General features: G+C 69.0%; 12 protein-coding genes. 6 read left to right on the top strand and 6 right to left on the bottom strand.

The features are described from left to right. Positions 1-378: 378 nt before the first annotated feature. Entirely contained in the window at positions 379-645 is a 267-nt protein-coding gene (locus P3W75_RS11810) for a DUF2790 domain-containing protein (protein WP_276227531.1), read from the top strand. 88 nt (positions 646-733) lie between these two features. On the opposite strand, the gene P3W75_RS11805 is transcribed toward P3W75_RS11810, so the two are convergent. Continuing rightward, the gene (locus tag P3W75_RS11805; RefSeq protein ID WP_276227530.1) at positions 734-1,861 is read right to left on the bottom strand and encodes a GNAT family N-acetyltransferase; all 1,128 of its coding nucleotides are present in this window, start codon (positions 1,859-1,861) and stop codon (positions 734-736) included. Positions 1,862-2,068: 207 nt separating this feature from the next. On the opposite strand from P3W75_RS11805, the gene P3W75_RS11800 reads away from it, so the two are divergent. Continuing rightward, the gene (locus P3W75_RS11800; RefSeq protein ID WP_276227529.1) at positions 2,069-2,320 is read left to right on the top strand and encodes a hypothetical protein; all 252 of its coding nucleotides are present in this window, start codon (positions 2,069-2,071) and stop codon (positions 2,318-2,320) included. Here P3W75_RS11800 and P3W75_RS11795 read toward each other — a convergent pair. Together P3W75_RS11795 and P3W75_RS11790 are read right to left on the bottom strand one after the other, a co-directional pair. Next, positions 2,317-3,345 (bottom strand): glycosyltransferase family 4 protein, encoded by a 1,029-nt coding sequence (locus P3W75_RS11795; RefSeq protein ID WP_276227528.1) that lies wholly within the window; start codon positions 3,343-3,345, stop codon positions 2,317-2,319. The two genes, P3W75_RS11800 and P3W75_RS11795, sit on opposite strands and share 4 nt — an antisense overlap. Beyond that, complete coding sequence (locus P3W75_RS11790) at positions 3,342-4,154, bottom strand: UDP-2,3-diacylglucosamine diphosphatase (protein WP_276227527.1); 813 nt, start codon at positions 4,152-4,154, stop codon at positions 3,342-3,344. The genes P3W75_RS11795 and P3W75_RS11790 overlap by 4 nt, the downstream gene beginning before the upstream one ends. Before the next feature lie 123 nt (positions 4,155-4,277). Between P3W75_RS11790 and P3W75_RS11785 the strand changes: the two genes are divergently transcribed. The 3 genes from P3W75_RS11785 to P3W75_RS11775 all read left to right on the top strand — a co-directional run bounded on the left by P3W75_RS11785 (position 4,278) and on the right by P3W75_RS11775 (position 6,361). Further along, the gene (locus P3W75_RS11785) at positions 4,278-5,039 is read left to right on the top strand and encodes a helix-turn-helix transcriptional regulator (RefSeq protein WP_276227526.1); all 762 of its coding nucleotides are present in this window, start codon (positions 4,278-4,280) and stop codon (positions 5,037-5,039) included. 76 nt (positions 5,040-5,115) lie between these two features. Continuing rightward, positions 5,116-5,457 carry a tRNA-binding protein gene (locus tag P3W75_RS11780; RefSeq protein WP_276227525.1) on the top strand — a complete coding sequence of 114 codons (342 nt, stop codon included), beginning with the start codon at positions 5,116-5,118 and terminating at the stop codon, positions 5,455-5,457. 40 nt (positions 5,458-5,497) lie between these two features. After that, positions 5,498-6,361, top strand: a complete 864-nt coding sequence (locus tag P3W75_RS11775) for a DMT family transporter (RefSeq protein WP_276227524.1) — start codon at positions 5,498-5,500, stop codon at positions 6,359-6,361. 245 nt (positions 6,362-6,606) lie between these two features. On the opposite strand, the gene P3W75_RS11770 is transcribed toward P3W75_RS11775, so the two are convergent. The 3 genes from P3W75_RS11770 to P3W75_RS11760 all read right to left on the bottom strand — a co-directional run bounded on the left by P3W75_RS11770 (position 6,607) and on the right by P3W75_RS11760 (position 8,629). Further along, complete coding sequence (locus P3W75_RS11770) at positions 6,607-7,104, bottom strand: hypothetical protein (protein WP_276227523.1); 498 nt, start codon at positions 7,102-7,104, stop codon at positions 6,607-6,609. A 127-nt stretch (positions 7,105-7,231) separates the two neighbouring features. Then, a complete protein-coding gene (gene rfaD, locus P3W75_RS11765; protein WP_276227522.1) occupies positions 7,232-8,227 on the bottom strand; it encodes an ADP-glyceromanno-heptose 6-epimerase in 996 nt (331 codons plus the stop codon). 117 nt (positions 8,228-8,344) lie between these two features. After that, positions 8,345-8,629, bottom strand: coding sequence for a SelT/SelW/SelH family protein (locus tag P3W75_RS11760; RefSeq protein WP_009620440.1), 285 nt, complete (start codon positions 8,627-8,629; stop codon positions 8,345-8,347). A 64-nt stretch (positions 8,630-8,693) separates the two neighbouring features. Here P3W75_RS11760 and P3W75_RS11755 point away from each other — a divergent pair, with 64 nt between their 5' ends. Next, positions 8,694-10,880 carry a patatin-like phospholipase family protein gene (locus P3W75_RS11755; protein ID WP_276227521.1) on the top strand — a complete coding sequence of 729 codons (2,187 nt, stop codon included), beginning with the start codon at positions 8,694-8,696 and terminating at the stop codon, positions 10,878-10,880. Positions 10,881-11,015 lie beyond the last annotated feature (135 nt).

The following is an 11,015-nucleotide window of genomic DNA, read 5'->3' as shown; positions in this document are numbered from 1 at the left end:
GACGACGAGGAGGTGGCGCGACGCATGGAGCGCGCCACCGGCCGCAGCCGCAACGGCTGCGCCTGCCCCGGCAGCTGCCGCGGCGACTGCGAGCATTGGCGCCGCGACTGGCCGGCGTGAATGCCGGCCACGCGTTAATGGAACGTTAAGCCTCGCGTCGGAGCCTGCGACAAGACGCCGCATCACCCCGGTCGATGATCATTAGCAAGCACATCAATTTCTCGCGCGGGGTGGTTCGATGGTCATATCTGTCCCACGCCCCGCCAAGCGGTGGACGCCTGCAGCATCGACCCCTGTCCGACCCGGACCCGACGACAGACATCCGATGCCAGCGCTCCAGGGCGGGGCTACATCCCACTCGCTATGAGGACCACCAGAATGAAGATTGCTTCTGTCGTATCGGCGGTAATTTCCAGCCTCGCTCCCATGGCCTTCGCGCAGGACGCGCTCAAGGAGCCCGGCGCCGAGATCACCCCGGTCGAGTACCACTACGGCATGCAACTGGACATCGACAAGGTCCTGCACCGTACCGACAACTCGCACAAGGTGGGCATGGTCCCCGCCTACCTGGTGTACCAGGACCACGAGGGCGAGACGCACCGCGTACGCTTCCTCGAATGGGGCGGTCAGGCTAGCCACGCCTGAGCCCCGACCCGGCATCGGCCCCTGGTCGACTTGGCCAACCCCGCGAGCCTGTTGTAGCGACCGGGGGCCGATCTTTCACTGCACCAGCCTACTCCGCCTGCCGATACGGCAACGCCGCCCTCGCCTCTTCGGCGTAGGCGCGAATGCCGGCGCGCTCCTGGCCGAGGAAGTCCGCCACCGCGGCGCGCAGCCCCGGGTGCCCGAGACGGTGCCAGGAGCGCGTGATTACCGGTTCGAAGCCACGGATCAGCTTGTGCTCGCCCTGGGCGCCGGCGTCGAAGCGGCGCAGCCCGGCGGCCAGCGCGTAGTCCAGGCCCTGGTAGAAGCAGGTCTCGAAGTGCAGGCGGTCGTAGTCCGCCAGGCAGCCCCAGTAGCGCCCGTAGAGGGTGTCGCCATCCACCAGGCTGAAGGCCATGGCCACCGGCCGGCCGTGGCGGCGAGCGAAGACCACGCGAATCGCCGCGCCCATGCGCTCGGCCAGCAGGCTGAAGAACTCCCGCGTCAGGTACGGCGCCTGGCCGCGCACCTCGTAAGTGCTGGCGTAGCAGGCATAGACGAAGTCCCAGTCGGCCTCGGTCAGCTCCGGCCCTTCCAGCCAGCGGAACTCCATGCCCTGCCCGGCGACCTGTTCGCGCTCCTTGCGCAATTGCTTGCGCTTGCGCGAGGCCAGGGCGTCGAGGAAGTCCTGGAAGTCCCGGTAATCCCGGTTGAACCAGTGGTACTGGCAACCCAGGCGCTCCATCCAGCCGTCCTGCGCGGCGATCAGCGCGTCCGCGCGCGGGTCGGTGAAGTTCACGTGCACGCCCGACCACAGGCCCTCTTCGCACCCCTCGCCCAACACCTCCAGCAACTCGCCGATGGCGTCCGCCTCGCCCAGCAGGCGCGCGCCGCTCACCGGCGAGAACGGCACGCCCACCAGCAGCTTGGGGTAGTAGCGGATGCCGGCGCGCTGGCAGGCCTCGGCCCAGCCCCAGTCGAACACGTATTCGCCGTAGGAATGCGCCTTCACGTAGGCCGGCAGCGCCGCGCGCGGCTGGCCGGCGTCATCGCGCAGCACGTGGTGCGCCGGGCGCCAACCTGTGCGCGCGGTAACGCTGCCACTGTCCTCCAGGCTGGAAAGGAAGGCGTGGCGAAGGAACGGCTGGGCGTCGGGCAGCAGGGCGTCCCACTGGCCGGACGGCAGTTCGCTGAGACGGGAAAGTCGGTAGATCGGCATGCCCGACAGTCTGGGGCCGGGCGCGGCGGAAGAAAAGACCGGTGGCGCCCTTCGTCGCCCCCTCCTTGCGCGAGCGGCGCGCTGTTCTATGGTGGGGTGACGCAATGCACAGGCCCCGCCGCCCGGCGGGACAGCCCCGCCAGAGCGGCGCCTGGCGCCGTGAAGGCGCGGGCGGCGCCCCTGGCCCCGCACAGCGAGGTCCGCACCATGCAAAGCCTGCAATGCACCCACCGCGACCACACCATCATCGCCCGCGTCTTCGAGCATCCGGGCTTGCCGACGCCCTTCGCCGCCGGCTGCCAGATCACCGCCCCGGACGGGCGCACCACGCGGCGCCAGGCGCTGCCGACGAAGATGGCCTTCCTGGCCGACCTGGACGCCGCCCAGCACGCCTCGATCGCCCACGGCAAATGGCTGGTGGACCAGAGCCTGGACGGCGACCGCGACCTGTTCCACTAGTCGGCCAGGGCTTCGCCCGCAGGTAGCGCGCCCGGCTCGCCCAACGGGCGCTGCAAGGCCAGGAACTGCTGCGCCGAATAGCGCCAGGCTTGCCCGGCGGCCCATTCGGCGCAGGCCCTGCGTTCCAGCAGCAGGGCGCGCAGGCAGGCCTTGCGCAGGTCGACGTCGATGGCCCCGGTGACGCCATCCTGCAACACATCCAGCGGCCCCGGCACCGGGAACGCCGCCACCGGCGTGCCGCAGGCCAGGGCCTCGTACATCACCAGGCCGAGGGTATCGGTGCGCGATGGGAACACCAGCGCGCTGGCCGTGCGATAGATTTCGGTCAGCGCCTCGCCATGCCGGTAGCCGAGGAACTCCACCTGGGGATAACGCGCCTGCAATTCGGCGCGCAGCGGGCCGTCGCCGACCACCCGCTTGAGCCCCGGCAACTCCAGTTCGAGGAAGGCTTCCAGGTTCTTCTCCGGCGCCAGGCGACCGACGTAGAGGAACACCGGGCCCACGGCGGGTCCCGGCCCTACCTGGAACTGTGTGGTGTCGACGCCCTTGCGCCACAGCTCCAGGGCCCGCACGCCCCAGTCGGCGAAGGCGCCGCGCATGCGCTCGCTGCTCACCAGCACCGCCGCGCTGGGCGCATGGAAGCGGCGCAGCACGGCGTAGCCGAAGGACAGCGGCAGCCAGGCCCAGCGATTGTTCAGGTACTCCGGGAAACGCGTGTGGATGGCCGTGGTGAAGGCCAGCCCGCGACGTACCAGCCAACGCCGCGCGGCCCAGCCCAGCGGGCCTTCGGTAGCCAGGTGCACGCAGTCCGGGGCGAACGCCTCGATGGCCGACCCGACCTTCCACAGGTCCCAGGCCAGGGGGATTTCCGGGTAGCTCGGGCAGGGCCGGCTGCGGAACTCCGCCGGCGACAGCAGGCGCACCTGGTGCCCCAGGCTTTCCAGTTCGGCGACCAGCGCGCGCAGGCTGGTGACCACCCCGTTGACCTGCGGCGCCCAGGCGTCGGTGACGATCAGCAGCCTCATGCCGCCGGCTCGGCGACGACCAGCTCGGCGGCCTGCTGGGCCTGCTCCTCGGCCAGCCGATAGAGCTGGATGCTGCCGTCCCAGTGCTCGATCAGCGCGCTGCAGGACTCCACCCAGTCGCCGCAGTTGAGGTACTCGACCTCGCCGATACGGCGAATTTCCGCATGGTGGATGTGCCCGCAGACCACACCGTTGAGGCCACGCCTGTGCACCTCGTGGGCGATGGCCTCCTCGAAGTCGCTGATGAAGTTAACCGCGGTCTTGACCTTGTGCTTGAGGTACGCCGACAGCGACCAGTAGCCGTAGCCATAGCGGCTGCGCCAGTGGTTCAGCCAGCGGTTGAGGGTCAGGGTGAACTCGTAGGCGGAGTCGCCGAGGAACGCCAGCCAGCGGTGGTAGCGGGTGATGACGTCGAACTGGTCGCCGTGGATCACCAGCAGGCGGCGGCCGTCGGCGGTGGTGTGCTCGATCTCGTCGACCAGGCGGATGTTGCCCAGCAGCAGCGAGGAGTAGCGGCGCAGGAATTCGTCGTGGTTGCCGGTGACGTAGATCACCTCGGTGCCGCGCTTGCTCATGGTCAGCAGGCGGCGGATGACGTTGGTGTGCGCCTGGGGCCAGTAGATGCCGCCGCGCAGTTTCCAGCCGTCGATGATGTCGCCGACCAGGTAGATGCGCTCGGCGTGGTAGCGCTTGAGGAAAGCCGCCAGGTGTTCGGCCTGGCAATCGCGCGTGCCCAGGTGGACGTCGGATATCCACAGGGTGCGCACCCGTTGTTTTTTCGTCGGGGTCAGGCGCTGGGCGCTGGTCATTGGCGTGCTCCGCGGGGTTTAGTCGATTCTCCGGCCAGCCGGTGACCCGCTCATGACGGCCGCGCGACAGTCCCGTGACAGCCCGGGTCGCGCTAGACTGGGCACCTGCCTTCGGAGCCCGCCATGAGCCAGATCCTCTCCCTGCGCCGCTACAGCCACGAACACCTCGCCCACAGCCACGACCACGCGCAGCTGGTCCTGGGCCTGTCCGGCAGCCTGGAGTTCGAAGTCGGCGGCCTGGGCAGCCAGGTCGGCCGCCAGCGCCTGGCGGTGGTCCCGCGCGACACCCACCACGCCTGCGCCGCACCCGGCGGCAGCCAGTGCCTGGTGTTCGACCTGGAAGACGAAGACCTGCTGCTGCGTGGCCTCGGCGAGCACGCGCAGAGCATCCGCCGGCTGCTCGAACGCCCCGCCGCGCTGACCCTCAACCCCGCCCAGGGGCAACTGGTGCACTGGCTGGCCGCCAGCCCCCTGCAGGACCCGGTGATCGCCCGCCAGGGCGCCCTGCTGCTGCTCGCCAGCCTCGCCGGCATGCACGCGGCGGAAGAGCCGGCGCGGCTCCCGCTGGCCAGCCTCGACAGCTACATCGACCGCCACGCCGGGCACCCGCTGCAGGTCGCCGACCTGGCGCGGCTGGCCGGGCTGTCGGCGGCGCGTTTCCACGCCCGCTTCCTCGCCGAGACCGGGCAGACGCCGATGGACTACGTGCGCCAGCGCCGCCTGCAACTGGGCCGCGAGTTGCTCGCTTCCACCCACCTGGCGGTCGGCGAGATCGCCGCGCGGGTCGGCTACGCCTCGCAGAGCGCGTTCACCGCCGCCCTGGTCCGCCAGTTCGGCAGCACGCCACGGCAGCTGCGCCGCGAGACGCGCGACAATTCCCGCTAGTCGCTCGACAGACAAAAGCCCGCCCACGCCCTAGACTGCCGGCCATCATCGAGCAGAAGAGCGGAGGAGATCGGCGATGTCGGCAGAAACCATCGAGTGGCAGGACTTCGAGCGCGTCGAACTGCGCGTGGGCACCATCGTCCACGCCGAACCCAACACCAAGGCGCGCAAGCCGGCGTACATCCTCCAGGTCGACCTCGGCCCGCTCGGGCTGAAGACCTCCAGCGCGCAGATCACCGCGCACTACGGCCTCGACGAACTGCTCGGGCGCCAGGTCCTGTGCGTGTGCAACTTCGCGCCCAAGTCGATCGCCGGGGTGCGCTCCGAGGTGCTGGTCACCGGCGTCTACGACAACGACGACAAGGTGGTGCTGGCCGGTTTCGACAAGCCGCTGCCCAACGGCGCGCGCCTCGCCTGAGACGTTTCCCGCCAGACAACCAACCACGATCCGAGAAGCAATGCGCGTTCCCCGCCTCACGCCCCGTTCGGCCCTGATCGGCCTGCACATCGGCGCCCTGATGTTCGGCCTGACCGGCATCTTCGGCAAACTCATCCTCGCCGGCCCGCTGGTGATCGTCTTCGGCCGCGCGCTGTTCGGCGTGCTGGCCCTGGGCGGCGCCTTCGGCGCGCACCTGGCGGCGCAGCCACGGCCGAGCCTGCGCCAGGCCGCGGCGCTGGCCGGCAGCGGACTGCTGCTGTGCGCGCACTGGTTGACCTTCTTCCTCGCGGTGAAGGTCGGCAACGTCGCCGTGGCCACCCTTGGCTTCGCCAGCTTCCCGGCCTTCACCGTGCTGCTCGAAGGGCTGCTGTTCCGCGAACGCATCCGCCGCCTGGAGTACCTGGTGGTGGGCCTGGTGTGCCTGGGCCTGGTGCTGGTGACGCCGAACCTGGACTTCAGCCAGGGCGCCACCGCAGGGCTGTTCTGGGGCATCGTCTCGGGCCTGCTGTTCGCCCTGCTGTCGCTGGCCAACCGCGCCAGCGTGCGCGGCCTGGACCCGATCCTCTCGGCCTTCGCGCAGAACCTCACGATCATCGTCTGCCTGCTGCCCCTGGCGGCGTTCGAGCTGCCGGCAGTGCGCGCGCTGGACTGGTTCTGGCTGGTGCTGCTGGGGGTGCTCTGCACGGGCGTGGCGCACAGCCTGTTCGTCGCCAGCCTGCAGCTGATCAAGGCGCGCACGGCGGCGGTGATCTTCGCCCTGGAGCCGGTCTACGGCATCGCCTTCGCCGCCGTGCTGTTCGGCGAACAGCCAAGCCTGCGCATGCTCGCCGGTGGCGCGCTGATCATCTTCGCCACCTTCCTCAGCGCGCGCAGTGCCGCGTAGGGCGCTAACGCCCCAGGCGTTATCCGCCGATACCGGAACTCAGGCCGCGGCGGATAACCGCGAACGGTTATCCACCCTACGACAAGCCCGGACGCAAACACCCTGGGCCGCCCTTGCAGGCAAAAAAGAAGGCCGCCCCGCAGCATGCGTAACCCGAATCCTTGCCCTGGGGAGGGATTGCCAAGGAATCACCGCACGATGGCCTGCGAAGCGGCCTGTAGGTTCCGGCGCATTGGCCGGTTGAATCAGTTGACGCTGTAGCCACGCCCGTTCAGGCAGGCGCCAAGGGCCCGCCGGTAGGTGTCGGCGACGCCGACCTGGGGCGCCTGGTTGGCCACCGCCGGGTCGAAGCCGCTCTGGCCAACGGCCCAGGTATGGCACTCGTAGCGATCGCGGCTCTGCTGGTCGGGCGTCTGCCCGCGCGCCGGGTAGGCGATCACGTCGTAGCTCACGCCCACCGGGGCCTGCTGCACCGCCGGCGGCGGCTCGACCACCACGTACTGGCGGCGGTCGGCGTTCCACAGGTAGTAGGTGCCGGCAGCCACGAAGTAGAGCGCGCTGCCGATCCACAACGAGCGGGCGTAATCCGGCAGGCCATGGCCATGACCGGGACCCCAGCCATGATACGGACCCGGTCCGGGACCAGGCCCCGGGCCGTAGCCGGGCGGGCCGGCAAGAGCAACGGCGGACAGGCTCAAGGCCAGTGCCGCGGCGATCGACTTCCACACCAAGCGCGAGGACATCTACAAAACACCCCTGTTACGCGGGCGGCGCGCCGCCCGTTGTGCATGGTGCCTATGATCGCAAGGTCGAAGCCCCGCCGCTGTCAGCGCTTGGTAAAGACTTGGTAAAACCCCCAATACAATGGCTTCAGGCGCCGCGCGCCAGCAGCCACTGGCAGTAGCGCGCCACGCCCTCTTCCACGCCCAGCATCGGCGCGCGGTAGCCGGCTTCGCGCAGGAAGGCGATGTCGGCGCAGGTGTAGCACTGGTACTTGCCGCGCAGGCTGTCGGGGAACTCGCTGTACTCCAGCACGCCCTGGGCGACGGCCTGCTCCAGGCTCAGCGGCTGCTGGTCGTCTTGCGCGCGCAGTGTGTTGATCACCGCCATGGCTACGTCGTTGAAGGGCTGCGCACGGCCGCTGCCGAGGTTGAAGATGCCGCTGCGGCCGGGGTTGTCGAGGAAGTGCAGGTTGACCCGGGCGACGTCCTCCACCGAGACGAAATCGCGCAGGTGGCCGCCGGCGGGATAGTCGCCATATTCGCCGAACAACTGCACCTTGCCGCTGGCGCGATACTGCTCGAAGCAGTGGAAGGCCACCGAGGCCATGCGCCCCTTGTGCTGCTCGCGCGGGCCGTAGACGTTGAAGTAGCGCAGCCCGACGATCTGGCTGCGGGCCTGCGGCAGCGCCCGGCGCACGCGCTGGTCGAAGAGGAACTTGGAATAGCCATAGACGTTCAGCGGCTGCTCGTACTCGCGCAGCTCGCGGAAGTCGCGGCCACCGCCGTAGACCGCCGCCGAGGAGGCGTAGAGGAAGGGCACGCCGAGCTTCTGGCTGGCGTCCAGCAGGTCGCAGCTGTAGCGGTAGTTGTTGTCCATCATGTAGCGCCCGTCGCACTCCATGGTGCTGGAGCAGGCGCCCTGGTGGAACAGCGCGCGGACCACGCCGAAGCCGCCCCTGGCGTAGCGTTCGACGAAGTCGCGCTTGTCCAGGTAATCGCTGATGTCGCAGTCGGCGAGGTTGCGGAATTTGTCGCCCTCGGTCAGGTCGTCGACGGCGATGATGTCGGTTTCACCGCGCAGGTTCAGCGCCTTGACGAGGTTGCTGCCGATGAACCCGGCGGCTCCGGTGACGATGATGCTCATGAGGGAACACTCCCCTGTGGAGAATGGATTGCCCTCAGGTTATTCCGAGCGTCGCCCTCGGCCTTTGATACAAGGCAGGAAAAGATAGCTTGCTAACAATTTGACACGAATCGGCGGTCACGGTCGGTCGTTATGGCCCAGGTCACGTTGCGGGTCGATGCGGTCGCGCACCCGCTGCTTGAGCACCTTGGCCTCGGGGAAGCCGCCGTCGGCCTTGCGCTCCCAGATCTGCTCGCCGTCGCAGGTGATGCGGAACACCCCGCCGGTGCCGGGTTCGAGGCTGACCCGGGCGAGGTCGTCGGCGAAGGTGCTGAGCAGTTCCTGGGCCAGCCAGGCGGCGCGCAGCAGCCACTGGCACTGGGTGCAATAGGTGATGACGATTTCCGCTCTGGGTTGGCTCATCGGGCAGGGTCCTCGGGCTGGGATGCCTATAATAGCCGGCTGGAAGCCCGATCGGACCCGCCCCATGCGCCGACTGCTGTACGCCCTCCTGCTGCTGTTGCCCCTCTCCGCCCTGGCCGCCGGCAATCCGCCGAAGATCGGCCTGGTGCTCTCCGGCGGCGCCGCCCGTGGCCTGGCCCACATCGGCGTGCTCAAGGCCCTCGACGAGCAGGGCATCCACATCGACGCCATCGCCGGCACCAGCATGGGCGCGGTGATCGGCGGGCTCTACGCCGCCGGCTACACGCCCAAGGAACTGGAGCGCATCGCCCTCGACCTCGACTGGCAGCAGGCGCTGTCGGACTCGCCGCCCAGGGTCGACGTGCCCTTCCGCCGCAAGCAGGACGACCGCGACTTCCTCATCAAGCAGAAACTCAGTTTCCGCGACGACGGCACCCTCGGCCTGCCGCTGGGCGCCATCCAGGGCCAGAACCTGACCATGCTGCTGGAGAGCCTGCTGGTGCACACCAGCGGCACCCGCGACTTCAACAAGCTGGCCATCCCCTTCCGCGCCGTGGCCACCGACATCTCCAGCGGCGAGAAGGTGGTGTTCGACCATGGCCACCTGCCCCTGGCGATCCGCGCCAGCATGTCGATCCCGGCGGTGTTCGCCCCGGTGGAAATGGACGGCAAGCTGCTGGTGGACGGCGGCATGGTCGATAACATCCCGGTGGACGTGGCGCGGCAGATGGGCGTCGACGTGGTCATAGTGGTGGACATCGGCAACCCGCTGCTGGAGCGCAAGCAGCTGGCCACGGTGGTCGACATGCTCAACCAGTCGGTCACCCTGATGACCCGCAAGAACTCCGAGGCGCAGCTGGCCACCCTGAAGGCCGACGACGTGCTGATCCAGCCGCCGCTCAGCGGCTACAGCTCTACCGATTTCGGCCGCGTGCCGCAGCTGATCGACGCCGGCTACCGCGCCACCAGCATCCTCGCCCCGCGCCTGGCCGCGCTGCGCAAGCCGCAGGACGCCGAGGCGGTGGCGCTGGCGGCGGCGCGCCTGCCCAACGAGCGCACCCCGGTGATCGCCAGCATCCGCGTGGAGAACGACTCCAAGGTCAGCGACGACGTGATCCGCCACTACATCCGCCAGCCGCTGGGCCAGCCGCTCGACCTCGACCGCCTGCAGAGCGACATGAGTACCCTCTACGGCCTGGACTACTTCGACCAGGTGCAGTACCGCGTGGTCCACGACAAGGACGGCAACGCCCTGGTCATCCACGCCCTGGGCAAGCGCAGCGGCACCGACTTCCTGCGCCTGGGCCTGAACCTCTCCGACGACCTGCGCGGCGACAGCACCTTCAACGTCGGCGCCAGCTACCGGGTCAACGGCATCAACCGCTACGGCGCGGAGTGGCTGACGCGCCTGCAGGTCGGCGACCAGCAGGAGCTGTACAGCGAGTTCTACCAGCCGCTGGACGCCGGTTCGCGCTACTTCGTCGCGCCCTACGTGTTCAACGAGGCGCGCAACGTCGAGGCCACCGACAACGACGACCCCATCGCCGAATACCGCCTGGAGCGCTACGGCTACGGCCTCAACGTCGGCCGGCAGATCGCCAACAACGGCGAGATCCGCCTGGGCGCCGCCCAGGCCTTCGGCAAGGCCGACGTGCGCGTGGGCCAGCAGGACCTGCCGGACTTCCACTTCAACGAAGGCTACGCCGAGCTGAAGTACTCCTTCGACACCGTCGACAACGTCGACTTCCCCCGCGAGGGCGAGGACATCCAGGCCAGCTTCCGCGAACACACCCCGTCGCTGGGCGACGACGACCGCTACCGGCAATGGCAGCTGCGCCTGGACAAGGCGCTGAGCAGCGGGCCGAACACCTGGGTGCTGGGCGGCGGCTACGGGCGCACCCTGGACGACGCCGAAGTGGTGGTATCGAGCTTCCTGCTCGGCGGCGCGCGCGAGCTCTCCGGCTTCCGCCAGGACGCCCTGGCCGGGCAGAACTACAGCCTCGGCCGGGTGATCTACTACCGGCGCATGACCGAGCGCTCGTTCCTGCCGCTGGACTTCCCCTTCTACCTCGGCGGCAGCCTGGAACGCGGCCGCGTGTGGAACAACGACAACAGCTACAACACCGGCTACATCAACGCCATGAGCATCATGCTCGGCTTCGAGACGCCGCTGGGGCCGCTGTCGTTCAGCTACGGCCTGAACGACGCCGACGAGCACGCGCTGTACCTGAACCTGGGGCGCAACTTCTGACGCGGAGACGCTTCACCCACCTCGTCATCCCCGCGAACGCGGGGACCCAGGGACTTTCCGCCCCAAGAATCGTAGGGCGCATAACGCCTCAGGCGTTATCCGCCGTTTCCATGCCCGACGGCGGATATCCACAGG

The organism is Pseudomonas citronellolis, from assembly GCF_029335315.1.
Taxonomy (GTDB): Bacteria; Pseudomonadota; Gammaproteobacteria; order Pseudomonadales; family Pseudomonadaceae; genus Pseudomonas; species Pseudomonas citronellolis_A.
The sequence above is the reverse complement of the archived record's forward strand: the minus strand, read 5'-3'. Positions and strand labels throughout refer to the sequence as shown.

What these genes read in the sequence shown, in the direction of transcription:
- P3W75_RS11810 (WP_276227531.1), top strand. Translation starts at nt 379, where the DNA reads ATGAAGATTGCTTCTGTCGTATCGGCGGTAATTTCCAGCCTCGCTCCC.
- P3W75_RS11805 (WP_276227530.1), bottom strand. Translation starts at nt 1,861, where the DNA reads ATGCCGATCTACCGACTTTCCCGTCTCAGCGAACTGCCGTCCGGCCAG.
- P3W75_RS11800 (WP_276227529.1), top strand. Translation starts at nt 2,069, where the DNA reads ATGCAAAGCCTGCAATGCACCCACCGCGACCACACCATCATCGCCCGC.
- P3W75_RS11795 (WP_276227528.1), bottom strand. Translation starts at nt 3,345, where the DNA reads ATGAGGCTGCTGATCGTCACCGACGCCTGGGCGCCGCAGGTCAACGGG.
- P3W75_RS11790 (WP_276227527.1), bottom strand. Translation starts at nt 4,154, where the DNA reads ATGACCAGCGCCCAGCGCCTGACCCCGACGAAAAAACAACGGGTGCGC.
- P3W75_RS11785 (WP_276227526.1), top strand. Translation starts at nt 4,278, where the DNA reads ATGAGCCAGATCCTCTCCCTGCGCCGCTACAGCCACGAACACCTCGCC.
- P3W75_RS11780 (WP_276227525.1), top strand. Translation starts at nt 5,116, where the DNA reads ATGTCGGCAGAAACCATCGAGTGGCAGGACTTCGAGCGCGTCGAACTG.
- P3W75_RS11775 (WP_276227524.1), top strand. Translation starts at nt 5,498, where the DNA reads ATGCGCGTTCCCCGCCTCACGCCCCGTTCGGCCCTGATCGGCCTGCAC.
- P3W75_RS11770 (WP_276227523.1), bottom strand. Translation starts at nt 7,104, where the DNA reads ATGTCCTCGCGCTTGGTGTGGAAGTCGATCGCCGCGGCACTGGCCTTG.
- rfaD (WP_276227522.1), bottom strand. Translation starts at nt 8,227, where the DNA reads ATGAGCATCATCGTCACCGGAGCCGCCGGGTTCATCGGCAGCAACCTC.
- P3W75_RS11760 (WP_009620440.1), bottom strand. Translation starts at nt 8,629, where the DNA reads ATGAGCCAACCCAGAGCGGAAATCGTCATCACCTATTGCACCCAGTGC.
- P3W75_RS11755 (WP_276227521.1), top strand. Translation starts at nt 8,694, where the DNA reads ATGCGCCGACTGCTGTACGCCCTCCTGCTGCTGTTGCCCCTCTCCGCC.